At 38.6% G+C, this 23,280-nt stretch carries 27 protein-coding genes and 1 other RNA gene; 16 read left to right on the top strand and 12 right to left on the bottom strand.

The window, feature by feature from the left end; all coding sequences use genetic code 11:
• Positions 1-86: 86 nt before the first annotated feature.
• The 8 genes from ureA to J580_RS10505 all read left to right on the top strand — a co-directional run bounded on the left by ureA (position 87) and on the right by J580_RS10505 (position 5,305).
• Complete coding sequence (gene ureA / locus J580_RS10540) at positions 87-389, top strand: urease subunit gamma (RefSeq protein WP_002117495.1); 303 nt, start codon at positions 87-89, stop codon at positions 387-389.
• An 11-nt stretch (positions 390-400) separates the two neighbouring features.
• On the top strand, positions 401-721 hold the full coding sequence (locus J580_RS10535) for an urease subunit beta (RefSeq protein ID WP_005802937.1): 321 nt from the start codon (positions 401-403) through the stop codon (positions 719-721).
• Positions 711-1,169: a GNAT family N-acetyltransferase gene (locus tag J580_RS10530; RefSeq protein ID WP_032004140.1), complete on the top strand. Its 459-nt coding sequence runs from the start codon at positions 711-713 to the stop codon at positions 1,167-1,169. Before J580_RS10535 ends, J580_RS10530 begins: the two co-directional genes overlap by 11 nt.
• Positions 1,170-1,181: 12 nt before the next feature.
• Positions 1,182-2,882: an urease subunit alpha gene (gene ureC / locus J580_RS10525; protein ID WP_032004139.1), complete on the top strand. Its 1,701-nt coding sequence runs from the start codon at positions 1,182-1,184 to the stop codon at positions 2,880-2,882.
• A 70-nt stretch (positions 2,883-2,952) separates the two neighbouring features.
• Entirely contained in the window at positions 2,953-3,435 is a 483-nt protein-coding gene (ureE, locus tag J580_RS10520) for an urease accessory protein UreE (RefSeq protein WP_017387150.1), read from the top strand.
• Positions 3,422-4,087, top strand: a complete 666-nt coding sequence (locus J580_RS10515; protein WP_005070574.1) for an urease accessory protein UreF — start codon at positions 3,422-3,424, stop codon at positions 4,085-4,087. Before ureE ends, J580_RS10515 begins: the two co-directional genes overlap by 14 nt.
• A gap of 24 nt (positions 4,088-4,111) precedes the next feature.
• On the top strand, positions 4,112-4,726 hold the full coding sequence (gene ureG / locus J580_RS10510) for an urease accessory protein UreG (RefSeq protein WP_002117800.1): 615 nt from the start codon (positions 4,112-4,114) through the stop codon (positions 4,724-4,726).
• Positions 4,727-4,735: 9 nt separating this feature from the next.
• A complete protein-coding gene (locus J580_RS10505) occupies positions 4,736-5,305 on the top strand; it encodes a HupE/UreJ family protein (protein ID WP_032004138.1) in 570 nt (189 codons plus the stop codon).
• 42 nt (positions 5,306-5,347) lie between these two features.
• On the opposite strand, the gene rsmD is transcribed toward J580_RS10505, so the two are convergent.
• Together rsmD and mrdA are read right to left on the bottom strand one after the other, a co-directional pair.
• Complete coding sequence (rsmD, locus tag J580_RS10500; RefSeq protein ID WP_005070570.1) at positions 5,348-5,899, bottom strand: 16S rRNA (guanine(966)-N(2))-methyltransferase RsmD; 552 nt, start codon at positions 5,897-5,899, stop codon at positions 5,348-5,350.
• On the bottom strand, positions 5,899-7,917 hold the full coding sequence (gene mrdA, locus J580_RS10495) for a penicillin-binding protein 2 (RefSeq protein WP_017398665.1): 2,019 nt from the start codon (positions 7,915-7,917) through the stop codon (positions 5,899-5,901). The genes rsmD and mrdA overlap by 1 nt, the downstream gene beginning before the upstream one ends.
• Positions 7,918-8,152: 235 nt before the next feature.
• On the opposite strand from mrdA, the gene J580_RS10490 reads away from it, so the two are divergent.
• The 4 genes from J580_RS10490 to J580_RS23990 all read left to right on the top strand — a co-directional run bounded on the left by J580_RS10490 (position 8,153) and on the right by J580_RS23990 (position 10,995).
• Entirely contained in the window at positions 8,153-8,671 is a 519-nt protein-coding gene (locus J580_RS10490) for a hypothetical protein (protein WP_002117557.1), read from the top strand.
• A gap of 61 nt (positions 8,672-8,732) precedes the next feature.
• A complete protein-coding gene (locus J580_RS10485) occupies positions 8,733-10,046 on the top strand; it encodes a membrane protein (RefSeq protein ID WP_032004137.1) in 1,314 nt (437 codons plus the stop codon).
• An 86-nt stretch (positions 10,047-10,132) separates the two neighbouring features.
• The gene (adk, locus tag J580_RS10480; protein ID WP_002117671.1) at positions 10,133-10,786 is read left to right on the top strand and encodes an adenylate kinase; all 654 of its coding nucleotides are present in this window, start codon (positions 10,133-10,135) and stop codon (positions 10,784-10,786) included.
• 71 nt (positions 10,787-10,857) lie between these two features.
• The gene (locus J580_RS23990; RefSeq protein WP_335340275.1) at positions 10,858-10,995 is read left to right on the top strand and encodes a hypothetical protein; all 138 of its coding nucleotides are present in this window, start codon (positions 10,858-10,860) and stop codon (positions 10,993-10,995) included.
• A 37-nt stretch (positions 10,996-11,032) separates the two neighbouring features.
• Here the strand turns inward: J580_RS23990 and nth are convergent, their stop codons facing one another.
• Both nth and J580_RS10470 read right to left on the bottom strand, forming a co-directional pair.
• Positions 11,033-11,722, bottom strand: coding sequence for an endonuclease III (nth, locus tag J580_RS10475; protein ID WP_017398664.1), 690 nt, complete (start codon positions 11,720-11,722; stop codon positions 11,033-11,035).
• Complete coding sequence (locus J580_RS10470; RefSeq protein ID WP_032004136.1) at positions 11,723-12,514, bottom strand: RnfABCDGE type electron transport complex subunit B; 792 nt, start codon at positions 12,512-12,514, stop codon at positions 11,723-11,725.
• Between the two features lie 272 nt (positions 12,515-12,786).
• Here J580_RS10470 and gdhA point away from each other — a divergent pair, with 272 nt between their 5' ends.
• On the top strand, positions 12,787-14,190 hold the full coding sequence (gene gdhA / locus J580_RS10465) for an NADP-specific glutamate dehydrogenase (RefSeq protein ID WP_081403615.1): 1,404 nt from the start codon (positions 12,787-12,789) through the stop codon (positions 14,188-14,190).
• 53 nt (positions 14,191-14,243) lie between these two features.
• On the opposite strand, the gene J580_RS10460 is transcribed toward gdhA, so the two are convergent.
• From J580_RS10460 to J580_RS10440, 5 genes are all read right to left on the bottom strand, one after another.
• Positions 14,244-15,353 carry an META and DUF4377 domain-containing protein gene (locus tag J580_RS10460; protein WP_025466047.1) on the bottom strand — a complete coding sequence of 370 codons (1,110 nt, stop codon included), beginning with the start codon at positions 15,351-15,353 and terminating at the stop codon, positions 14,244-14,246.
• A 168-nt stretch (positions 15,354-15,521) separates the two neighbouring features.
• Entirely contained in the window at positions 15,522-16,298 is a 777-nt protein-coding gene (locus J580_RS10455; protein ID WP_032004133.1) for a DODA-type extradiol aromatic ring-opening family dioxygenase, read from the bottom strand.
• Between the two features lie 112 nt (positions 16,299-16,410).
• Complete coding sequence (gene rlmH / locus J580_RS10450) at positions 16,411-16,890, bottom strand: 23S rRNA (pseudouridine(1915)-N(3))-methyltransferase RlmH (RefSeq protein WP_002054393.1); 480 nt, start codon at positions 16,888-16,890, stop codon at positions 16,411-16,413.
• Positions 16,891-17,194: 304 nt separating this feature from the next.
• Positions 17,195-19,624 carry an endopeptidase La gene (gene lon, locus J580_RS10445; RefSeq protein ID WP_002117591.1) on the bottom strand — a complete coding sequence of 810 codons (2,430 nt, stop codon included), beginning with the start codon at positions 19,622-19,624 and terminating at the stop codon, positions 17,195-17,197.
• Positions 19,625-20,086: 462 nt separating this feature from the next.
• The gene (locus J580_RS10440; protein WP_032004132.1) at positions 20,087-20,671 is read right to left on the bottom strand and encodes a 5-formyltetrahydrofolate cyclo-ligase; all 585 of its coding nucleotides are present in this window, start codon (positions 20,669-20,671) and stop codon (positions 20,087-20,089) included.
• Positions 20,672-20,911: 240 nt separating this feature from the next.
• Here J580_RS10440 and J580_RS10435 point away from each other — a divergent pair, with 240 nt between their 5' ends.
• From J580_RS10435 to J580_RS10430, 3 genes are all read left to right on the top strand, one after another.
• Entirely contained in the window at positions 20,912-21,256 is a 345-nt protein-coding gene (locus tag J580_RS10435; protein ID WP_017398660.1) for a hypothetical protein, read from the top strand.
• 112 nt (positions 21,257-21,368) lie between these two features.
• Positions 21,369-21,482 (top strand): hypothetical protein, encoded by a 114-nt coding sequence (locus J580_RS23040; RefSeq protein ID WP_081403614.1) that lies wholly within the window; start codon positions 21,369-21,371, stop codon positions 21,480-21,482.
• A 93-nt stretch (positions 21,483-21,575) separates the two neighbouring features.
• The gene (locus tag J580_RS10430; protein ID WP_032004131.1) at positions 21,576-21,896 is read left to right on the top strand and encodes a hypothetical protein; all 321 of its coding nucleotides are present in this window, start codon (positions 21,576-21,578) and stop codon (positions 21,894-21,896) included.
• Between the two features lie 141 nt (positions 21,897-22,037).
• On the opposite strand, the gene ssrS is transcribed toward J580_RS10430, so the two are convergent.
• The 3 genes from ssrS to J580_RS10420 all read right to left on the bottom strand — a co-directional run bounded on the left by ssrS (position 22,038) and on the right by J580_RS10420 (position 23,255).
• Positions 22,038-22,222: non-coding RNA, 6S RNA (gene ssrS, locus J580_RS22765), on the bottom strand.
• A gap of 191 nt (positions 22,223-22,413) precedes the next feature.
• Positions 22,414-22,698: a cell division protein ZapA gene (locus J580_RS10425; RefSeq protein WP_005070547.1), complete on the bottom strand. Its 285-nt coding sequence runs from the start codon at positions 22,696-22,698 to the stop codon at positions 22,414-22,416.
• Positions 22,695-23,255: a hypothetical protein gene (locus J580_RS10420; protein WP_002117619.1), complete on the bottom strand. Its 561-nt coding sequence runs from the start codon at positions 23,253-23,255 to the stop codon at positions 22,695-22,697. Before J580_RS10420 ends, J580_RS10425 begins: the two co-directional genes overlap by 4 nt.
• Positions 23,256-23,280 lie beyond the last annotated feature (25 nt).

Genomic DNA, 23,280 nt, shown 5'->3' with positions numbered 1-23,280 from the left:
GTATTTAAAAAACGATTAAAACAAGTATGCTGCTTTTGAGCACGTATTTTGCTTAAAGAAAATTAGATGCTATTTAGGAAAGAGATATGGAACTCAATCCAACAGAAAAAGATAAATTACTTATTTTTACCGCAGGGCTAGTTGCTGAGCGCCGTAAAGCTCGCGGCTTAAAGCTAAATTATCCGGAAGCTATCGCTTTTATTTCTGCTGCTTTGCTTGAAGGAGCGCGGGACGGTATGACGGTGAGTGACTTGATGCATTACGGAACAACTTTATTAAAGCGCGAAGATGTGATGGATGGTGTGCCAGAAATGATTGCTGAGGTTCAGGTCGAAGCAACTTTTCCTGATGGCTCGAAGTTAGTCACTGTTCATCAGCCAATCGTATAAAAGGAGCGTTTATGATCCCTGGTGAAATCATTACTCCAGATGCAGACATTGAGCTGAATGTTGGGCGACAAACTTTAAAAATTGTAGTTGCTAATATTGGTGATCGACCTATTCAGGTGGGTTCTCATTTTCATTTTTATGAAGCAAATGATGCACTACAGTTTGATCGTGAAACAGCGAAAGGCTTTCGATTAAATATCGCTGCAGGCACAGCGATACGTTTTGAACCGGGACAAAGTCGAGAAGTAGAGCTTGTTGCTTTAGCGGGTAAGCGCGAAGTATATGGTTTTGCTGGTCGTGTCATGGGGCGTTTGGATGAAAATGTTGATTAGAAAAGCAATGAAAGATGACACAGATACTATCGTTGCCATAATCGCTCCATATGTAGATCAAGTGATTGCAAATGAAGAAGGGCGCTCACGCTTTAAACCAGAAGTCATACAAACAATTTTTGATCGAGAAGATATTCATTATTTTGTTGGAGAGATTGATCAACAGATCGTGGGTATAGTCGCTTATATGGAACCCTCACATTTAATGCATTTTTTTATTAAAAAAACACATTTGAAACTAGGTCTAGGGCGACAGCTTTGGGATTTCATAGAAGAAAAAATTAAAAATGAAAATATAGACGTTGAGAAAATTACGGTAAATTCAAGTTTTTATGCTCAAGATGTCTATGAAAAATTTGGTTTTATTGTAAGTGGTGATGCTGCTGAAAAATGGGGAATCCGGTTTATCCCGATGACAAAATATTATGCTTTGCCATCAGAAAAATAAGGAACTAATCATATGAAAATGTCACGTCGTGCATATGCTGAAATGTTTGGTCCAACGGTTGGTGATCGTATTCGCTTGGCTGATACAGAGCTTTTTATTGAGGTTGAGCAAGATCTAACGACTTATGGTGAAGAAGTTAAGTTTGGCGGTGGCAAAGTCATTCGTGATGGAATGGGGCAATCTCAACTTTTAGCCGATGAAGTTGCCGACACTGTGATTACCAATGCTTTGATTGTAGATTGGTGGGGGATTGTAAAGGCGGATGTTGGCTTAAAAAATGGTCGAATCTGGAAAATAGGGAAAGCAGGAAATCCTGATATTCAACCTGACATTACCATTCCTTTAGGTGCTGCAACAGAAGTGATTGCGGGTGAAGGGCAAATTTTAACGGCAGGTGGGATTGATACTCACATTCACTGGATTTGCCCACAGCAAGTTGAAACTGCACTTATGTCGGGTACAACAACAATGGTGGGTGGCGGAACAGGACCTGCGGCAGGTACTTCGGCAACGACAGTGACTCCGGGGCCTTGGCATATTGCAACCATGTTGCAAGCCATTGATGATTTACCTATGAATATTGGCCTGTTAGGCAAGGGTAATTTGAGTTTGCCAGACCCAATTCGGGAGCAAATTAAAGCTGGGGTAATTGGGTTAAAACTACATGAAGACTGGGGCTCAACACCGGCAGCCATTGATAACTGTTTGAGTGTGGCAGATGAGTTTGATGTGCAGGTTGCAATTCATACAGATACTTTAAATGAAGGTGGTTTTTTAGAAGAGACTCTGGCTGCATTTAAAGATCGTACGATTCATACGTATCATACCGAAGGTGCGGGTGGTGGGCATGCACCTGACATTTTAAAGGCAATTGGACAAAGTAATGTGTTGCCATCTTCAACTAATCCAACGAGACCTTATACCATCAATACTATTGATGAGCATTTAGATATGCTCATGGTTTGCCATCACTTAGACCCAGCAATTGCTGAAGATATTGCTTTTGCAGAAAGTCGTATTCGCCGTGAAACTATTGCCGCTGAAGATATTTTGCAAGACTTAGGTGCAATTGCCATGATGTCCTCTGACTCTCAGGCGATGGGTCGTGTGGGTGAAGTAATTATACGTACTTGGCAAACTGCTCATAAAATGAAAATTCAACGTGGTTCTTTAGAGGGTGATAATGATTTTCATGATAACAATCGCGTTAAACGCTACATTGCCAAATATACAATTAACCCAGCCATTACCCATGGTTTAAGTCATGAAATCGGTTCGGTTGAAGTTGGAAAACTTGCTGATTTAGTGTTATGGAAGCCTGCATTTTTTGGTGTGAAACCTTCCATGATTATTAAAGGTGGCATGATTGCAGCGGCACCGATGGGTGACATTAATGCTTCAATTCCGACACCTCAACCCGTGCATTATCGCCCAATGTTTGGGGCTTATCCGCGTGGTGTACATAACACCTGTATTACCTTTTTATCTCAAGCAGCAATCGATGAAAAAGTTGCTGAGAAGCTAAATCTTAAAAAGTTAATTAGTCCATGTAAAAACACTCGTTCAATTACCAAAGCCGATATGAAGCACAACACATATTGTCCAGTCATGCATGTTCATCCTGAAACTTATGAGGTGCGGGCTGATGGTGAATTATTAACGTGTGAACCTGCTGACGTGTTACCGATGGCACAGCGTTATTTCTTATTTTGATGAATTTTATAGAGATGATATGTCTCATTACTCTAGATATGAAAGAAATAAATAAGGAGAGAAAAGCTAAATGAAAATCTATACCCAACGACTTGAAGATATTTCTCCTGATCAGGCATTTGAAACGGTTGAACTGACTTTTGATACCCGCCAAAAATCCCGCTTTCGAGCAGCTTTAGCGAGTGGCATCGATATTGGTGCTGATTTACCGCGTACTGGTATTTTGCGTAGTGGTTCATATATTGCAACTCAAGAGGGTGATGTATTACGTGTTGACGCGAAACCTGAGCGATTAATGCAAGTCACTGCTCAAACCGATTTTGATTTGCTTAAAGCTGCCTATCACTTAGGTAATAGACATGTACCGTTAATGTTGACCCCTACAGCTTTGTATTTTGAGCCTGATCATGTGCTTGCAGAAATGGTAGAAGGTTTAGGACTTACGGTGACTGAAACCGATCATCCGTTTGAACCTGAAAGCGGTGCCTATGCACAGCATAGCCATGACCATCGTTTAAGCCCAATCAAAGCTTTACATCATGTCCATTCATAGTGCCGCGCAATTACTGCAATTACTGACATTGTCTTCTACGGCATTGCCAGTTGGAGCGTATTGTTATTCGCAAGGTGTAGAAACAGCAATTGATATTGGCCTAATACATGATGAAACCTCGGCAATTGCTTACTTTGAAGAAGTGCTTGAGATGTTGTTGGTGAGGTTTGAGTTGCCCGTACTAAAGCGTCTTATGCAGCATCATGATGACTCAGAAGAGTTCTTGGTTTGGGCAAATTTGTATAAGGCCAGCCGAGAAAGTAAAGAACTTTTGGCAGAATCTCAACAGCTGGCATTTTCTTTAAATGCATGGATTAAAGATGTTTTAAGAAAAGCAGTTGAGGTTAAAAAGCAGTTTGGTTTCGTGCCGGTCTATGCACAGCTGTGTGGCCGACTGGAACTCAACGACATGGATGTACTTACGGCTTATACCTTCACTGTTTTAGAAAATCAGGTTTTAGCCGCAGTAAAAACAGTTCCTTTAGGACAAATGGCTGGGCAAAGAATTTTATGGCATTTGCATGGTTTAGTCCCACAAGCGGTAGAGAAAGCTTTGAAGCTTAGTGATGAACAATTGAGCAGCGCTTTACCTCGTTATGCCATGCTGAGCATGAAACACGAAACACAATATTCACGGTTATTCAGATCTTAAGTTTAGGAAAAAAGGATAAAAATCATGACAGAACGTAGTCCATTACGAGTTGGAATTGGCGGACCAGTGGGTTCGGGTAAAACAGCACTTACACTTAATTTATGTTTAGCCTTGCGTAATAAATACAATATGGCTGTGGTGACAAATGATATTTACACCAAAGAAGATTCAAACTTTTTAACCCGTAATGAAGCGATGTCGCCAGATCGTATTGTGGGTGTTGAAACAGGTGGTTGCCCGCATACGGCAATTCGTGAAGATGCTTCAATTAACTTGGCTGCAATTGATGATTTGTGTGAAAAATTCGAAGGTTTAGAACTCATTATCATTGAAAGTGGTGGTGATAATTTAGCTGCAACATTTAGCCCAGAGCTTTCTGATTTAACTTTATATGTGATCGATGTAGCTGGTGGTGAAAAAATTCCTCGTAAAGGTGGGCCAGGTATTACCAAGTCAGATTTACTCATTATTAATAAAACTGACCTTGCGCCAATGGTTGGTGCAAACCTTGATGTCATGGACCAAGATGCAAAACGTATGCGCGGTGAAAAGCCATTTTTATTTTCAAATATGAAAACACAAGATGGGCTTGAAGAAATTATTCAATTTATTGAGAAGCAAGGGCTGTTTAAGGCTTAAGGAGAGATTATGGACTTCATGAAAAAATGGAGTGTAGTGCTCCTTTCATTATTGCCAGCACTTGCAATGGCTCATCCGGGACATGACCATGCACATTCTGGTTTTATGGCGGGCTTTTTTCATCCCTTTACTGGGTTAGACCATTTAGTCATGGCCTTGGGTTTCGGTGTCTTACTGTGGTCAGCTGCTAAACAGTGGAAAATTGCTGGAGTTATTGCCTTAAGTATTACCTTAATTATAGGCTTTTTAGTAGGTGCTCAAGGTTTGGTACCAGTTAATATGGCTGAATACGGCATTGTTGCTTCTTTAGTTATTACAGCAATTGCCCTATGGACAAAATCCAATAAAGTTTTACCAATTGCCGCGGCATTACTTGCAAGTTTCCATGGCATGGCTCATGGTGTTGAGTTAGCACATGCGGGGCATATTGTTGCATTAGTAACTGGTATGGTTGCTGGTATGGCGCTCATCTATTCGGGTGGATTAGTGTTGGGTGTTGTGCTTACCCGATATGTACCTTATGGCAAAAAAATTGTTGGCGCCTGTGCAGCAGTTGTTGCAGTGATTGGCTTAAGCTAACTAAAACTTTGCAAAGAAAAAGGTAGCTTTGAGCTACCTTTTTTATTCGTTTACTTTCTGGTAAAGCCCCGCGTGAACTGTACCAGCTTTAGTGGTTTTAACTTGTTGCCATGTGGCTGGAAGATGAAGCTGAGATAAATCTCGGTCAGCTTCAACATAAATATATCCATTTTTTTTAATATGAGGCTCGGCCAAGTTCGAGAGTTCTTGCCATAAATCAAGACTATAAGGTGGATCTAAAAAAACCACATCGAACTGTTCTTTTAAACGGGGTAGAGCTTGTTGAGCCGTTGCATTAATTAGATGACAGTTTTGGGCTTTTAATAGTTCAATATTATCTTTTAAAAATCGTGCCTGAGTTTTGTCAGGCTCAATCATATAAACAGATGCAGCACCACGTGACAGAGCCTCAAAACCTAATGCACCAGAGCCTGTACAGATGTCGAGAACTTTAGCGTTTTGAATATCCCACATGAGCCAGTTAAATAAAGTTTCGCGTACTCTATCTGGGGTTGGGCGTAAGCCATCAATGCTAGCGAAAGGCAGTACTCGTCTTTTCCATTCGCCGCCAATTATACGTAATTGATTTTTCATTATTCATCGGCCTCATTGGTAGCAGGACGAGCAGGAGCAGCTTGCGGTGTTGATGCTGCTGGTTTGTTGGTGGTGGCTGTAGCCGATGCAGGACCAGAACTTTCACCGCCGCTTGGAAGTTCACCTGGTTTAATTCCTGCTGTCATTAGCCCGCCATTGACTTGGTGATTTGCTGGACGAATCGGGTTTTTCTTACGAGTTAATAGCCAGTAATCAAAGACAGGTCTTGCAAGTTGAGCAGCTGAACCACCATGACGACCATTTTCCCAAATGACTGCAATCGCAATTTCAGGTTTTTCAGCAGGGGCAAATCCAACGAATAAACCATGGTCAAGTTGACGTTCACTCAAGGCTGCTTCGTTATAGCGTTTACCCTGTGCAATACTCTTAACCTGTGCTGTACCTGTTTTCCCTGCAATTTGGTAGAGGGGAGTACGAATACCGCGGCCAGTACCTGATTGAATTACATCAATCATGGCATCACGCATTTGAATCCAGTCTTCATCCGTGCCGTTGAATTTGATTTTGCCATCAGGTGCATTACGTACTGTAAATGGTTTTGCACCATGCGTTGCGCGTAAAACATGAGGCGTTACATGAGAACCATGATTTGCCGTAATTGCTGTTGCCATCGCAAGCTGTAATGGAGTGGCTGTAAACGCGCCTTGACCAATACTGACAGAAATAGTTTCACCCTTCATCCATTTCGCTTTACGCGTACGCATTTTCCATTCAGGACTTGGATAAAGGCCTTCACTTTCACTTGGTAAATCGACACCTGTTTTTTGACCAAATCCAAATTGGCGCATCCATTGGTTCATTTGATCAATACCCATTTGATGGGCAAGAATATAAAAATAGGTATCACAGGATTGCACAATCGCTTTATGCATGTTCACGATGCCATGACCAGATTTTTTCCAGTCACGGAATTTATGTGAATCACCTGGTAGATGGAAATAACCAGGGTCAGAAATTGCCGTTGACCAGTCTACAATACCGTAGTGTAGGCCACCCATTGCTTCCATTGGTTTAATGGTGGAACCAGGGGGATATACACCCTGCACAGCACGGTTATAAAGAGGTTGGTCTAAATTGTCACGTAGTGAACTGTAGTCAGTATGACTAATGCCTGTCACAAACAAATTAGGGTTAAAACTTGGACTAGACACTAAAGCTAGAATTTCACCTGTACGAGGATCAATAGCGACAATAGCTCCACGACGACCTGCGAGCTGCTGAGAAGCGACAACTTGTAAACCGTAATCTAAAGATAAATAGAGGTCATTACCGCGAGTAGGGTCTTTACGACCTAAATGACGCAATACATTACTATGTGCATCTGCTTCAACAGATTCGTAACCGGGTGTCCCATGTAGTAGGTCTTCATAGCTTTTCTCAACACCAATTTTTCCAATTAGGTTGGTCCCAGCATATAAGTCTTTATCAATACTTTTTAATTCTTTATCGTTGATACGCCCGACATAGCCAATCACATGAGCAAATAACTCACCGTGTGGATAATAGCGAGTCATTTGTGTCTCGATTCTTACACCTGGAAACTTATATTTGGCTTCACTAAATTTAGCAATATTGGCTTCAGTTAGATTAAGTTTAATCGCGACGCGTTCAGTTTTACGGGCAGTTTTTATACGGCTTTTAAAACGGTCAATATCTTCTTGTGTTAAATCTAAAATAGGTTGTAATTGCTCAATGACACTATCAACATCTTCTACATCTGTTTTACTTAAAGTTGCTGTAAAAACAGGATAGTTATCTGCTAGTAATACACCATTTCTGTCATAGATATAACCACGAGCAGGCGGAAGCGGCTGCAAGCGAATTCGGTTTTTGTCAGATGCAGTCGAGAATTCGTCGTAGTGAAAAATTTGTAGATAAGCGTATCGGCTAATTAAGACTAATAAGCAGATGGTCACGATCCCTACGGCAAAAAAGATACGACCTCGATAAATGCGCTTTTCTTGCTGGATATCTTTTAAAGGAAAGTGCTGTTTCATAAGGATCGACTTAATGACATAGGGTAGAAAAATAGCTGCTTATTCTAACGCAAGAGCACTTAAAATATTGCATAATTTTCAAAGTTTCATTGCATTTTAATAAGATACTTTTTGACTTTGCAGACAACAAAATTGTAGATACTTGTATATAAGAAGCAAAATAATTCTGTTAAAGTCTCTCATTCAATAGAATAGGGTTGTTCTCACCATACGATTAGGGAAAATGGAGAAAATAATGAGAAAAATTTATCCCTTACTTGCAGTTTTGACAGTAAGTAGTTGGGCCCATGCTCAAGACTACTCGTTTCTTCCGGAAGCAAAATTAGCAGGACATAATGCATCTACCTGGAATGTGGGTGCAGGCGTTACTCAAAAATTATTACATCTTAACGGTGAATGGGTAAACCCGTATGGGATTGCTTATGCGAAAGCAGGCGCATTTTTGAATGGTGACAAAACCGCTGGTGGTCAAGTTGGCTTCCGATACCCTTATTATCTTACTGGCACAGACAAAAATGGTTACTATATCGGTTTCTATGCTGGTCATCTTGATAGTAAAGAGGTCGATGGTGATTTTAAATCCCGTTTAGGTGCGGGTGTTGATTTAGCCTATGTGTGGTTAAATTCAGAAAGAATTAGCACTTTTAGTGTGGGTATCGGTGCAGCTGAAAAATTAACCGACCAGAACGGAAATGTTGCTGCAGATACGAAACCACAAATTCAATTTTCTTATTCTCTAAGTTTTGGTTTATAAAACAAAGCAGTTTATCGTTAACTCGCCATAAGCAGAGCACAAATAAATACGAGAGTCTTACATGTTAGAGTACGTCAGTGGATTGTGGCAGACCTTTTTACACAGACCTGATTTTTGGGCCGTTTTGAGTATTATTCCCGTAACGGCTTTTGTCACATGGGTACATGTGTGGATGGCTTTAAAAATGGTATTTTACCCAATTAAATTTTGGGGATTCCATTTAGGACCATTGCCAGTAGGTTGGCAAGGTATTGTGCCACGTAAAGCAGGACGTATCTCTGGGATTATTACCGATAACACTTTATCTAAATTAGGTTCATTGCGTGAATTTTTAGAAGCAATGGATCCTGAAGATATGGCGCGTATTATTGGTGAACAAGTTGGTTTTGAACTTGAACATCTTATTGATGAAGTAATGATCGATCGTAATGCCGTACTTTGGGAAAATTTACCTTATTCAATTAAACGCCGTATTTATGCTCAAGCACATAAGCAATTGCCGGGTGTGCTAAAAGAATTAGTGACTGAGCTGACCATGAATGTAGAGTCACTGGTTAACATGCGTGAAATGGTCGTGAGCCAGATGGAAGGTGATCGCCGTTTAATGGTACGTATGTTCTTAAAGGTGGGTCAAAAAGAAATTAACTTTATTTGGCATATTAGTGCACTGATTGGGATGTTCTTTGGTATTTTCCAAATGGTGGTTTGGTTTGTAGTACCATGGCACTGGACAGTACCATTTTGGGCTGCAATTTGGGGCTTTTTAACTAACTGGATCGCAATCTGGATGGTGTTTAACCCAATTGAGCCGCATTATATTCGTTATCCACAGATTTTTAGATTAACAAAAGATCGTAAGTTTCCATGGATTGTACCAGTTCTTCGAATTGGGACTTATAATGTCCAAGGCGCTTTTATGAAGCGTCAAGAGGAAGTCTCTGATGTGTTTTCGAGCGTAGTCACAGAAGATCTGATCACGTTAAAATCGATTATGACCGAAATGATGTATGGGCCGCGTAAAGATAAAACGCGCCGCATTGTTAAGCGTCATATTAACGAAATCATGGAAACCCCGTTAGTTCGCACCTCTTTACAGCTTTCTTTAGGGCCAAGAGAGTACGCAAGATTAAAGACGGACTTGATTGATCGTTCAATTGAAATTACGATGGGACCCGTATGTGACCCAGCACTGAACGCAAGCCGGGCACAGAAGATTTTTCAAATGTTTAAAGAGCGTATTCGTGAACTAACACCAAAAGAATTTCAGAATTTATTACGTCCTGCATTTCAGGAGGATGAGTGGATTCTTATTGTACTAGGTGGGGTAACCGGATTTATTGCTGGTACAATACATTTGTTTGTAGCTTTTTTATAATTCGATGTCAGGCAGGATCTATTGAAGATTAACGAGACTTTTTCTGCCGGACTTCATATTCATTGTTTTAAATGAGGATGTTTTTTATGCGCATTATTTTACTCGGACCACCTGGAGCAGGCAAAGGGACTCAGGCTCAGTTGATCTGTAAGCGCTACAATGTCCCACAAATTTCAACCGGTGATATGCTCCGTGCTGCGATTCGTGAAGGTACTGAATTAGGTCTAAAAGCTAAAAGTGTAATGGAATCTGGTGGTTTGGTTTCAGATGAACTTATTATCGGTTTAGTAAAAGAACGTATTGCTCAACCTGACTGTGCAAATGGCTGCATTTTTGATGGTTTCCCACGTACTATTCCACAAGCTGAAGCTTTGGAAAAAGAAGGGATTAGCATTGATCACGTGATTGAAATTGATGTTCCTGATGAAGAAATCGTAAAACGTCTTTCTGGTCGTCGTCAGCATCCAGCTTCTGGTCGTGTTTATCACACTGTATACAATCCACCTAAAGTGGAAGGTAAAGATGATGAAACTGGTGAAGATCTTGTTCAACGTCCAGATGACCAAGAAGAAACAATCCGTAAGCGTTTAGCGTCTTATCACACTGAAACAGAGCAATTGGTTGGTTTCTACCAAGGCCGTGCTGCTTCTGGTGAAAATGCTCCAACTTATGACAAGCTTGATGGCTTGCGTACAATTGAAGATGTACAAAAAGATTTGTTCAACATCTTAGACAAATAATTTAATATTGTTTGTGATAATGAGCCCTCTTTGTGAGGGCTCTTTTCTTTCATTCAGTGCAGGAGAACAATATGAAAATCATATTGATTTTGGTGGTATTGCTGAGTCTGGCACTATTAATATTTTTGGCTTTTCAAAGCTATAAAATGCTAAGACAGGTTCAAAAACAAGCAAAAGAAGAGCGTAATGAAAAAAAGCGTCTAAAGTAAGTTTGATTGGGTATATTACCTATACCCAACCATATTTTTAAGCTTCAATATTTTTAATAGCAATTTGCTTTTGTGCACCAAATTCAAAGCGATCAGGCCAGTTACAGACATCTGCAACAACACATTCTGCACATTTAGGTTTACGGGCGATACAACAATAACGACCGTGTAATATGAGCCAGTGATGTGAATCTAAAATAAATTCTTTAGGAATAACCTTAATTAAGCGGTGCTCAACCTCAAGAACATTTTTACCTATTGCTAAACCGGTTCGATTCCCCACACGGAAAATATGGGTATCGACAGCCATAGTCGGTTGTCCAAATGCCGTATTTAAAACCACGTTGGCTGTTTTACGCCCGACACCTGGTAAAGCTTCTAAATCTTTTCTGTTGCTTGGAACTTCGCCGTTAAATTGTTCCATTAAAATCTTACAGGTCTTAATGACATTTTCGGCTTTAGCGTTGTAAAGGCCAATTGTCTTGATATATTCCTTTAACCCATCTACGCCCAAGTTATAGATTTTCTCGGCTGTATTCGCCACAGGGTAGAGTTTATCAGTTGCTTTATTAACACTTACATCGGTCGCTTGAGCTGACAACATAACTGCAATAAGTAGCTCAAATGGAGATGAATATTTTAACTCGGTTTGAGGTGAAGGTCGTTGTTCGCGAAGGCGTTCAAAGAAAATTTGAATCTGCTTTTTCGTCATATTCTTGACGGCCATTCAGACCTCCTGTAATTGCATGAGTTGCTGTTGAAGTTCTTCAAGTTGAAGACGTTTTTTAGCATCTTCACGTACACTGAGTTGTTTTTCCAGTTTCTTAATTTGCGTACGAATTTTCGCTAACTCAATTGTAGTTTTTGCATCAGTTGACACAACTTCTTTGGGTTTCTCGATGAGCTCAATTGAAGGTACTTCATCTAGTACCTGAGAGAACTGGGCAAACAGTTGGGTATCAATTTCAGCGCGTACTACAGGCCCTTTACGGTAAGTACGACGCTTTTCTTCTCGCTGAATGTGAGCGTAATAACGTTGTCTTAAATCATTTTGTTCAGCGATACGCTGTTGCTCATTTGGTAATGCTTGCGTGTCTTCGACCAAATCAATGCAATCTACCGGACAAGGTGGAATACATAACTCACAACCTGTACATAAGTCAGTCAAGATGGTATGCATGAGCTTACCACTTCCAATAATAGCATCTACAGGGCAAGCACTAATACATTTGGTGCAACCAATACATTCATCTTCCCGAATAATCGCTTTCATTCGCTGGGGACGACCATCGGCTTGTACAGGCCATACGCTAGTTTCAGCGGTTAACACAGGACGATTTAATAGATTTGCGAGTGCATCGGCTACAGGCTGACCACCTGGAACACATTTATTTGCTTCTTCACCTTCAGCAATCGACTTTGCGTAGGGTAGACATCCATCACGATGTCCACATAAACCACACTGAGTCTGTGGTAATAACGCATCAATCTCGCGTATGAGAGAAATAGATGAATTCATAGTGGGCAAATAGCTTGGTTAAAACGATGCGATAATGAAGAAAAACCTAAGTAAGGTCAATGGATTTTAACGAATTTATTGGCTTTTTGATTGACCTAAAATGTAGCCAATATTGCACAATAATAGATCAATAAAAATGAAAAGATAAATTAATATTTCTTATTTTTAAGTAGTTTTTCTAAAAATAACTTTTTGATAATTAAGGTAAATAAAATAATTTAAAATAAGTATTGTTAAAATTGATGGAAAGGGATTTAATATTTTGCTGCTAAATGATGCATTTAAAAATGTATTGCACCAATTTAATTCATTACTATGCTGAGGACCGTGCATTGAAATACAACAACCTGAATGAATTCCTGAATTACGTGCAAGCGCGTGATCCGCATCAACCTGAGTTCTTACAAGCTGTCGAAGAAGTCATGACGAGTTTGTGGCCATTTATTGAAAAAAATCCGGAATATGCAGAGCAGGGATTGCTAGAACGTTTGGTTGAACCAGAGCGTGTGATTCAATTCCGTGTTTCATGGATGGATGATCAAGGCCAGACTCAAGTTAACCGTGCTTTCCGCGTTCAATACAATTCAGCAATTGGTCCATTCAAAGGTGGAATGCGTTTCCATCCATCAGTCAATCTATCAATTTTAAAATTTTTAGGTTTTGAGCAGACTTTTAAAAACTCACTTACCACCTTACCAATGGGTGGTGGGAAAGGTGGTTCAGATTTTGATCCTAAAGGTAAATCTAATGCTGAAATTATGCGATTCTGTCAGGCATTAATGATTGAGCTTTATCGCCATTTAGGACCAAATACGGATATTCCTGCGGGTGATATTGGTGTGGGTGCACGTGAAGTTGGTTATATGGCAGGTATGATGAAAAAGCTGAGTAATGACACCGCTTGTGTCTTTACCGGTAAGGGAATTTCATTTGGTGGTAGCTTAATGCGTCCTGAAGCAACTGGTTATGGTACGGTTTATTTTGCAGAAGAAATGCTTAAAGCCCGTGGACAATCTTTTGCTGGTAAAACTGTTTCTGTTTCAGGCTCTGGTAACGTCGCACAATATGCGGCGGAAAAAGCAATGTTCTTAGGGGCAAAAGTTGTTACCTTGTCGGACTCAAACGGCACAGTTTATTTAAAAAATGGTTTTACAGATGAGTTACTTACTGAAGTAATGGAACTGAAAAACGTTAAACGTGGTCGTATTTCCGAGTTTGCTTCTAAACATGGTTTTGAATATTTTGAAGGAAAAACGCCTTGGCATATTCCTGTTGATATTGCTTTGCCATGTGCTACACAAAATGAATTAACAGGTGAAGACGCTAAAACGCTTATTGCAAATGGTGTCATTTGTGTAGCTGAAGGCGCTAATATGCCATCTACACTCGAAGCAGTTGAACACTTTATCGAAGCGAAAATTTTATATGCCCCAGGTAAAGCATCTAATGCGGGTGGGGTGGCAACCTCTGGTTTAGAAATGTCTCAAAATGCAATTCGTTTAGGCTGGACACATGCTGAAGTCGATGAACGCTTACATGCAATTATGAAAGACATTCATGCCAATTGTGTTAGATACGGTACTAAAGAAGACGGTAGTGTGAACTATGTAGACGGTGCCAATATTGCCGGTTTTGTAAAAGTTGCTGATGCAATGCTTGCTCAAGGTATTTTCTAAGATAGAAATAAAGAATCCGATGCATAAGCATCGGATTCTTTTCGTCTAAAAACTTATTTTTTAGGCTTTTTAACTAACTCTTGTTCTACAACCATATCTAATACATCTGCTTGACTAGATTGGTCTGCAGCTGGGTTTTTCACTTCAAAACGTTTTACGCGCAAAATTACGCGTTGGTCTGGTTTGTGTTCAAAACCTTCGATTTGACCGTAATATAAAGACCAGTTTTTATCAGCGTAAGTTTTAACGCCTTTGTCATCATATTTAATTTCACGAACTTGCATACAAGTTTGTGGTGCAACACCAGTACAAGATTTAGTTTCTGGAGCTACTTCTAGGAAAACAGTTTTTCCTTCAGATTGATATTTTGCTTCAGGTGTCATTTTACCTGTGAAAGTATATTTCTGGCCTTGAGCATCAGACACTGTCAATGTTGGTTGATCAACATTTGTAGTATTGAGTTCAAATGGAATTGCACGTTTTTGGAAGAGGCTGCTAGAGAACTGTTCCTGTTTCATTAAAGCAGGTTCACACGCCATCATCGTCGACATTACGTCAGCTGTTACAATCGTATTATTTTCAACTTTCCAAGTTGTTCCTTGGCGGTTACAACCTGTTGCGATAGATAAACGATCATTTGTAAAGTTAAGAACGATTGGCTTTTTAGTATTTTCAGGCTGATATGACCAAGAGTAATCTGTTAAAGCTTGAGTATTAACTGCTTTTTGACCTTGGAAAATGTGTTTTTGACCAGTTTTATCTGTCACCGTTAAAATCACCTGACCATTAGTGTTGCTAATTTCAATTGGTAATTTTGCTTCATTAAAGATGCTAGTAGAAAGTTGTTCTTGTTTCATTAAATCATCTTGGCAAGCCATCATCGTTGAAACAAGATTAGAAGTAACAAGTTGGTTGCCTTCAACTTTCCAAGTACCGCCTTGGCCATTACAGCCCGTATTAATGGCTAATTTACCATCTGCATTAAAGTTAAGAATAAGTGGTTTAGAAGCTTTTACATTTTGATAAGTCCATGCATATTCACCTAAAGTGGTTGCAAGGTTTTGTTGTTGCTCAGAAACAATTGGAGCAGGAGTATTAGTAACTGTTTGACACGCCATCAAAGAAAAAGGTAATAACGCAAGAATTAAATATTTAATTTTCATTTAAAAACTTCAAGTAAAAAAACAACAGTAATAAGCTTAAAACATTCTTAAAAAAAGAAAATGTAAACATTTGATTGTTTCGGTTTTTAAAATGTATAAGTTTGTAAATTATTCTAATTTTCAACAAAAATAATGGTATACCCCGCAAAACGGGGTATTTCTTAATAATTAATCAAAACGATAGATGTCCATTCCTAATGAGCCCATTGTGAAGCTACTATGAACAATCGTAAAGCGATTGCCTGTACCCATAGCAAAAAACAAAGGTGAAAAATGTTCAAGCGTAGGGTGGTTGCGTTTCACAAACGGCAGTGATTGCCAGTCTAAAACTCCATCATAATCTTGATGGGAAAGCTTATTAACGACAGTATTTCTAAAAGTTGAAGCCCATTCAGGAACTTTAGAGTTGTCGCCTTGCCAAGATAATTCTGCAAGATTATGAGTAATACTTCCCGAACCAATGAGTAAAATTTGTTTGTCACGTAAAGGGGCGAGTGTTTGTCCTATACGATAAATTTCTTGTGCACTTAAATTTGATGGCAAAGAAATTTCGACTACAGGAATGTCTGCATCTGGGTACATATGCAATAAAGGCATCCATACGCCATGATCACGAGGACGTGTACTATTGGCATGTGCAACAAAGTGAGCATCGGCCAATAATTTTAAGATTTCTTCTGCTAATGCTGGTTCGCCAGGCGCACTGTAGCGAATTTCATATAACTCTTTAGGAAATCCACGGAAGTCATGCCATGTTTCAGGACGAGTTGAAATGCTCACTTCAAGTGCTTTACTTTCCCAGTGCGCAGACATCACAATGATTGCCTTAGGTATAGGAAGATTTGTACCTAAACGGTGTAGAGCAGGTCCCACTTGTTCTGGGTCAAGTGCAAGCATGGGTGAACCATGTGAAATAAACAGTCCGGGAAGGGTTTGTAGTTCCATTTCATTACACCTGAGTTGAAAAGCAGAATAATAGGTATTATGCCAAAATCAGGACATGTTAAAAGTATCCAGATTTCAACGGATTGTTCTTAAAATGAAACGTTTGTTCCTTTTATGCACGGTGATAGGGATGATTGTGATTAATACTCATCGCCCGATATAGTTGCTCGATTAATAAAACACGTACTAAAGGATGGGGCATCGTAAGTTTTGAAAGTGACCAATGCCAAGCGGCAGCTTTACGTACCTGATCTGACAAACCATCTGGACCGCCAATCGCAAGTGCTACATCATTACCCTCAAGCATCCATTGTTTCATTGTATCAGCTAATTTTTCTGTACTTAGTTCCCGACCACCAACTTCAAGAGCAATTAACGTTTCATTCGGTTTTAAAGCATTTAAAATACTTTCGCCTTCAATTTGGCAATACTTTAAAATATCCGCTTCTGAATCATTCTTACCACGTTTGGCCATAGGTAGTTCAATAACTTGGGTTTGAACAAAAGGTTGGATGCGTTTGAAATAGTCTTCAAAACCAGTAAGAACCCAAGCAGGCATTTTTTGACCAATGGTCAGAATACGAATTTTCATGTTATCTATTCATTCAAAAACAGCTGGCGCATTATACCTGAGGAATGAAAGCATCTGACGATCTAAAAAGCTGGCATAAAAAACGCAGTCCAAAAAACAGTGTTGGACTGCGATCAAATGATCATCTGTCTGGAGTTCAGATGATCATAGAGAATAAAAACAAGGCTATCTAAGAATTAGATAGTTAAGAGTACTCATTTATTTAAATACTCTTATTACCTATTATGAGGATGGTTGGATATTTTTCAATCAAATTGTGTAACAAAAAAAAGAGAGCCGAAGCTCTCTTTTTCTATATTTTTAATTAGTGGCGTGCTGCTTTTGAGCCTTCTACCGGTTTTACAATCGGTGTTTTAGGTAAAGGCTTTGGCATCGAAACTAATGCTAAAGGTAAGATGTCATCAATACTTTTCACAGCTTTGATTTCCAAACCTTCTTTAACATTCGCAGGAATTTCTGCTAAGTCTCGTACGTTGTCTTGAGGAATAAATACAAGTTTTATTCCACCCCGGTGTGCCGCAAGAAGTTTTTCTTTTAAGCCACCAATACGCATTGCACGACCACCTAAGCTTGTTTCACCAGTCATTGCAATATCTGGACGAATTGCAATACCTGTAAATGCTGATACAAGCGCAGTTGTTAATGCTAAACCAGCAGATGGACCATCTTTTGGTGTTGCACCTTCTGGTAAGTGAACGTGTACATCAGTTTCTTCAAAACGAGAAGCTTCAATACCTAATTCATCGGCACGTGTACGCACTAAAGTCATTGCTGTAGTAATAGATTCTTTCATTACGTCACCGAGTGAACCAGTCGTAATGAATTTACCTTTACCTTTAACAGCTGCAACTTCAATGGTAAGTAACTCACCACCTACAGATGTCCAAGCTAGACCATTTACGCGTCCTACTTGTGCTTCATCTTCTGCGATACCAAAGTCAAACTTATGGGGACCTAAGTATTCTGGAAGATTGGCAGAAGTCACATCAAGTTGTAAGTTTTTAGACTTTTTACTTACTGCTTCTTTTACCACTTTACGCGCAATTTTAGACACTTCACGTTCTAAACTACGTACACCGGCTTCACGTGTATAACGTTGAACAATGTCACGAATCGCTTCTTCATGAATTGTTAACTCTTTTGGACGTAGACCATTGTTCTTAATTGCTTTTGGAACAAGGTAACGTTCAGCAATGTTAACTTTCTCATCTTCGGTATAACCCGGTAGACGAATAACTTCCATACGGTCAAGCAAGGCTTCTGGAATATTCATACTGTTTGCAGTACAGATGAACATCACTTCAGATAGGTCAAGATCAAGATCTAAATAGTGATCGTTGAACTTACTGTTTTGTGATGGATCTAATACTTCAAGCAATGCAGAAGCAGGATCACCACGGTAGTCTTGTGCCATCTTGTCAATTTCGTCGAGTAAGAACAATGGGTTCTTCACGCCAACTTTTGTTAAAGATTGCACGATTTTACCTGGCATCGCACCAATATAAGTACGACGGTGACCACGAATTTCAGCTTCGTCTCGTACACCACCAAGTGCCATACGAACAAATTCACGACCAGTTGCTTTCGCGACAGACTCACCAAGTGAAGTTTTACCTACACCAGGAGGGCCTACTAAACATAGAATCGGACCTTTGAGCTTTTTAACACGTGACTGAACAGCTAAGTATTCAACAATACGGTCTTTTACGTCATCTAAGCCGTAATGATCTGTATCGAGAATTTCCTGTGCTTTCGCAAGGTTAATACTCACTTTGCTCGCTTTATTCCACGGTGTATCTAAAATTACTTCTAGATAGTTACGTACAACAGCTGCTTCACTAGACGCAGGTTGCATTGCTTTAAGCTTACGGAACTCAGCTTCAGCTTTTTTACGTACGTGTTCAGGTAAATCAGCTTCAGCAAGACGTTTCTCTATTTCAGCAACGTCATCTTCAGCACCGCCATTCATGTCAGAAAGTTCACGTTGAATGACTTTCATTTTTTCATTTAGAAAGTATTCACGTTGATTTTTTTCCATTTGGCGTTTTACGCTGTCATGCAAAGTTTGTTCAATTTGCTGTTCAGCAGATTGATTTACCAAGTAGCTCATAAGCTCTTGCAAATGTGCTTCGAACTCATCGTGCTCTAAAAACTTCTGTTTAATTTCAATATTTAGAGGCACACGTGTTGCTACGAAGAACATGAGTTGTAGCAAGTCTTCAATTTTATTAGCTGCAGCAACGAGTTCGCGTGCATTACGTAATTTTGCTTCAGCATATTGAGCAAATAAAGTACGTAACTCTTGCAAACGAGTTTCTTGAGTAGCTTTATCTACGTTAATTGTCATTGGACTTAAGCTGTGTTCAGCAGTCAAATGGCTATCTTCATCGATAATCTTTTCAAGTTTAGAGCGATGTAAACCTTCAATAAGTACTTTAATGCAGTTTTCATCATTCTCATGATTTACGACTTGAACAATCTTGGCGACAGTTCCGTACTGATAAAGGTTATCGTGATCAATTTCTTCTGTAAGCGAATCTTTTTGCGCAACTACAAATACTAAATTGTCACTGTTACGAGCCACATCAACTGCATTGATCGATTTTTCACGACCCACGAATAACGCAATTTGCATGTGTGGGTAAACCACAACATCACGCAACGCTAAAAGTGGTAATACACTTGGAACCTGAGGCTCTAAGTCAGTTTTTTCATTCATAATAAGTTCAGACATGGGCACTCCTAATGAGTGACAACGAGGTTGCCATGTTTTTTATAGTGATGTGTATTTTAAAAATTACAAGGGCCTCACTAGAGAAAATGTGGAAAAAAGGACTAATTTAGTCAACTTTTTTTTAAAAATGTTATGAATCAAGAGATTAATTCTTAAGAAGAATAAAATTTTGTATTAATGCTAAGTAATTTAGCTTAATAATTATAAATATCCATATCACAAAAAATGTTTATGAATAGAAAATAATCATTTTACGGGCGATTTATAGACATTATATGGTTAACAATAATTCACAACTTATTCAATGTTTGGTGCCTAATAGAGGTGGTAATATAAATTGGTAAAACGGTCTGTCACGTAAAAGTAACCATCTTTAGGGTGGTTACTTTTATGATTTTGAAAGACATAAAAGTAAAAAAACTGGTTTTATATGACTAAATTTTATTAGTTTTTATATAAATATTATCTTTTAAAATAATAAACACGTTGAGGTGTGAGTAAAGCATCTAATGGCTGATCCCAACTCTGACGCTTTAAAGTATGTTCGATAAATTGAAATTGATGAGCTAACCCTAAACGATAAGGTTTGTGTTTTGCACTTGCCAAGGTACGATCATAATAACCACCTCCCATGCCAATACGCGTACCATATCGGTCGCATGCCAGAAGTGGCATGATCAATAAATCAAGTGATGAAACATGTTTTGCTCTAGTGGCCATCGGTTCTTTCATTCCCAATGGGTGATGCGAAAAACGTCGGTTTATATATTGGTTTTTAGATATTTTTACCCAGACCAAACGCTGGTTCATAGAACAAATCATCGGCAAATAAACCTGCTTATTTTTTTTAAAACATAATTCTATGAGAAGCTCTGTGTGAACTTCTCCAAAGGCATGCAAATATAAACCAATTTTTTTGGAAGAATGAAAAATAGGGAGGGTATTTAAATGATGAAGAACATCAAGCTGAGCTTGTTTTTGCTCAAATGAACTTAAAGAACGTCTTTTAAATCTTAAATTTTTTCTAATAAAGCTGAGTTCATTCATGTATAAATCTAACTAAGATTAAAGATCAGTCGTGCAAAATTATACCTATTTTTCGACAGCTTTATGGAAATAGAAGGGTAATTAGAAAATAACTTAAATTCGTTAGACCAAAAGTCATAAATTGATCTGATTTATTGTGTTTAACTATTAAAAATTCTATTTCTTTACGTATTGTCAGTATTTCTTTACATTTAATAAGGTTAAGTATATTTAAAAGATTAATGCAGAATTGTTAAGCCTATGAAGTTGAAAATTTTAACCATTACAATAAGTATTGGTCTGCTACTTGGTGGATGTACGAAACAAGCCGAACCTGAAGCGGCAGAAGTTGATTATAAAGCTCAATTTGAAGAATCAGATCGTAAAATAGGAGAGTTTTTAGATCAACTAGATAACCCGAATACACCGCAAGAAGTTAAAGTCAAAATCTTATGTCATGACTATCCAGAAGTTTATAAGACCCAATATATGCCTGCCTTAATAAAAATTTCGCCTAAACCTTATACTGAAGAGAAATTATTATCGGATTTGAAAAGTGCGACGGACTACTATAAGGATGCTTTTGCGATTAGATGCACTCAATAAGTTTGTTTTGATTTTAATCTCAAAAAATCCGATAAATGTGAATTGATTGGCATTATTGGGTTGTGATAAATTTTCTTCTATCTTTATAAGTGAAAGTTTAGGGGATTTAGATATGGAAATCTTAAAGTTCTTACAGAGTTTTAATACAGTTGGTACATACTTAATGATCGCTTCAACCGTTTTAGTAGGTCTAATTATTTATTTTTATGTGATTAATCCAGCATAAAAACCTTTAAAAGAAATAGGGATCAATTTCCTATTTCTTTATTAATAATAAAATTCTGTAATTAATTCAAAGCTATAAAAATAAGGTAGGTATATGAAATTTAAATTATTTTTTCTTAGTTTTTTAGCTTTTGGCTGTTATGCCGATGAAAGTGTAAATGACCCCGAAATTTGTAATGTGGTAAAGAAAGTTTCTTATACTGTCATGGAAGCGCGTCAACAAAAAGTCCCATCTGAAGACTTGCTGCATATAGCGAATAGTCTTGAAGATCCAAAGGCAAAAAAACTTTATCAAGATTTAATTACTTCTGCTTACTCAACCAAAGTATTCAAGACCAGCTTCTTTAAAAGAAAAGCGATAGAAGATTTTCAAACAGCTTGGTATCAAGAATGCCTGAGTAGAAAAGAAAAGTAATTTTGAATGCAGAAACTTATTCATCTCTAAAATAATAATGTTATGCATTATTGAATGCTTGAGAAAAAGATTGTACCGACAGGTCTGTATTGAAAGGCTAATTGAAATAAATTTTTGGAATTTTATTATTTAATTAAAAATAAATGCTCCGAAGATGCCGCTGCATGTGTCGTTACCCTGAACCCGATGAGTTCAAGGTGGACGCGACGTATACTTGCTGGGTTTCCTACTCGAAGGTAGGCATACACTCTAAATATACAGAACGCAATCCATAAGTTTAAGTATCGGCAGGGGAATAGACCCGCTGGCGAACATCCCAGAGATAGCTTAAGTATAACCGATCTGACCATGTTGGCAATCACTTGAGCCTAGGGAACTGTAAACTTAGTTTGCGTTTGATGAAGCTTTGTACATTGAAAGTAGATAAAACGATATTCAACTGTAGTTGATAGTCAAAAATAAAAAAGCCTTGCATCTATGATTTATAGAGCAAGGCATTTTGTGGTAATCAAAGCTGTTAAATAACCTGTTCCACATCTTCTAAAATCGTTTGAAGTAGACGTTCACAGTGAGTGTATTCCTGCAAAGATTTATTAAGACTCAACACTTCTTGAGTTAACTGTAGAGCGACCATAATGACTAGTTTGTTGTGCTCAACACGTGGGGCACTACGGCGCATGTCATTAAATTTCTCATTGAGAAGTTGTGCAGCGCGTTCAAGTTCATCTTTTTTATCTGAGGTAGTCGCGAGTCTAAAAGTCTGCTCAATCAGCCTAAGCTCTACCATGACTTGTTCACTCATGATTGGATCTCCTCACCAGTTTCAGCATTAGGATGTGCAAGTTGCTGGATTTCTTGAGCATGTTGATCTTGAGCAGTGCCTAAAATTCCTAAACGCTGAATAATGGCTTCAACTTTTGATTTGGCAAGCTCATTTTTTTGTAACAAACGGTCACGATCTTGTTGTAAATCATGCAGCTCTTGTTGGGTTTGACGCTGGTGGGCTTGTAACTTCTCTTTTGCAACACGTAATTCATTTCGTTCTGCAAGAATTTCTTGAAAACGATTTTTTAAATCAGTCGTACTTTTTTCTAATCGGCTATAACGTTCGGCAAGTGTGTTAGCATCTTGATTCAATTGTTGAAATTGACCTTTTAACTGAGAAAGTTGCTCAGTTACCGACTCAATTTCCTCTTGTTTTTTAGTGATAATACTATTTTTTTGCACAACTTGTGCGTGATGCTCTGTTTCAGCCAGTTCTTTAGCTTCTGAGAGTGCCGCATGTTCACTCTCTAAATGATGTAAGCGTGTTTTTAAAACGCTAATATGCGCTTGTAGCCGCTGTAATTGTTCTAACATAACGAGGTCGCACAGAATTGCAATC

The sequence above is a fragment of the Acinetobacter sp. 1542444 genome (genome assembly GCF_000581835.1).
GTDB lineage: Bacteria > Pseudomonadota > Gammaproteobacteria > Pseudomonadales > Moraxellaceae > Acinetobacter > Acinetobacter pittii.
Note: the sequence above shows the minus strand (reverse complement) of the source record. Positions and strands in the feature narration are given on the sequence as shown.

What these genes read in the sequence shown, in the direction of transcription:
- J580_RS10530 (WP_032004140.1), top strand. Translation starts at nt 711, where the DNA reads ATGTTGATTAGAAAAGCAATGAAAGATGACACAGATACTATCGTTGCC.
- J580_RS10440 (WP_032004132.1), bottom strand. Translation starts at nt 20,671, where the DNA reads ATGAATGAACTCAGCTTTATTAGAAAAAATTTAAGATTTAAAAGACGT.
- J580_RS10485 (WP_032004137.1), top strand. Translation starts at nt 8,733, where the DNA reads ATGTTAGAGTACGTCAGTGGATTGTGGCAGACCTTTTTACACAGACCT.
- adk (WP_002117671.1), top strand. Translation starts at nt 10,133, where the DNA reads ATGCGCATTATTTTACTCGGACCACCTGGAGCAGGCAAAGGGACTCAG.
- J580_RS10535 (WP_005802937.1), top strand. Translation starts at nt 401, where the DNA reads ATGATCCCTGGTGAAATCATTACTCCAGATGCAGACATTGAGCTGAAT.
- J580_RS10455 (WP_032004133.1), bottom strand. Translation starts at nt 16,298, where the DNA reads ATGGAACTACAAACCCTTCCCGGACTGTTTATTTCACATGGTTCACCC.
- nth (WP_017398664.1), bottom strand. Translation starts at nt 11,722, where the DNA reads ATGGCCGTCAAGAATATGACGAAAAAGCAGATTCAAATTTTCTTTGAA.
- J580_RS10420 (WP_002117619.1), bottom strand. Translation starts at nt 23,255, where the DNA reads ATGTTAGAACAATTACAGCGGCTACAAGCGCATATTAGCGTTTTAAAA.
- J580_RS10470 (WP_032004136.1), bottom strand. Translation starts at nt 12,514, where the DNA reads ATGAATTCATCTATTTCTCTCATACGCGAGATTGATGCGTTATTACCA.
- ureE (WP_017387150.1), top strand. Translation starts at nt 2,953, where the DNA reads ATGAAAATCTATACCCAACGACTTGAAGATATTTCTCCTGATCAGGCA.
- mrdA (WP_017398665.1), bottom strand. Translation starts at nt 7,917, where the DNA reads ATGAAACAGCACTTTCCTTTAAAAGATATCCAGCAAGAAAAGCGCATT.
- lon (WP_002117591.1), bottom strand. Translation starts at nt 19,624, where the DNA reads ATGTCTGAACTTATTATGAATGAAAAAACTGACTTAGAGCCTCAGGTT.
- J580_RS10430 (WP_032004131.1), top strand. Translation starts at nt 21,576, where the DNA reads ATGAAATTTAAATTATTTTTTCTTAGTTTTTTAGCTTTTGGCTGTTAT.
- J580_RS23040 (WP_081403614.1), top strand. Translation starts at nt 21,369, where the DNA reads ATGGAAATCTTAAAGTTCTTACAGAGTTTTAATACAGTTGGTACATAC.
- ureA (WP_002117495.1), top strand. Translation starts at nt 87, where the DNA reads ATGGAACTCAATCCAACAGAAAAAGATAAATTACTTATTTTTACCGCA.
- J580_RS23990 (WP_335340275.1), top strand. Translation starts at nt 10,858, where the DNA reads ATGAAAATCATATTGATTTTGGTGGTATTGCTGAGTCTGGCACTATTA.
- ureG (WP_002117800.1), top strand. Translation starts at nt 4,112, where the DNA reads ATGACAGAACGTAGTCCATTACGAGTTGGAATTGGCGGACCAGTGGGT.
- J580_RS10460 (WP_025466047.1), bottom strand. Translation starts at nt 15,353, where the DNA reads ATGAAAATTAAATATTTAATTCTTGCGTTATTACCTTTTTCTTTGATG.
- rsmD (WP_005070570.1), bottom strand. Translation starts at nt 5,899, where the DNA reads ATGAAAAATCAATTACGTATAATTGGCGGCGAATGGAAAAGACGAGTA.
- J580_RS10435 (WP_017398660.1), top strand. Translation starts at nt 20,912, where the DNA reads ATGAAGTTGAAAATTTTAACCATTACAATAAGTATTGGTCTGCTACTT.
- J580_RS10505 (WP_032004138.1), top strand. Translation starts at nt 4,736, where the DNA reads ATGGACTTCATGAAAAAATGGAGTGTAGTGCTCCTTTCATTATTGCCA.
- rlmH (WP_002054393.1), bottom strand. Translation starts at nt 16,890, where the DNA reads ATGAAAATTCGTATTCTGACCATTGGTCAAAAAATGCCTGCTTGGGTT.
- J580_RS10515 (WP_005070574.1), top strand. Translation starts at nt 3,422, where the DNA reads ATGTCCATTCATAGTGCCGCGCAATTACTGCAATTACTGACATTGTCT.
- gdhA (WP_081403615.1), top strand. Translation starts at nt 12,787, where the DNA reads ATGATGCATTTAAAAATGTATTGCACCAATTTAATTCATTACTATGCT.
- J580_RS10490 (WP_002117557.1), top strand. Translation starts at nt 8,153, where the DNA reads ATGAGAAAAATTTATCCCTTACTTGCAGTTTTGACAGTAAGTAGTTGG.
- ureC (WP_032004139.1), top strand. Translation starts at nt 1,182, where the DNA reads ATGAAAATGTCACGTCGTGCATATGCTGAAATGTTTGGTCCAACGGTT.
- J580_RS10425 (WP_005070547.1), bottom strand. Translation starts at nt 22,698, where the DNA reads ATGAGTGAACAAGTCATGGTAGAGCTTAGGCTGATTGAGCAGACTTTT.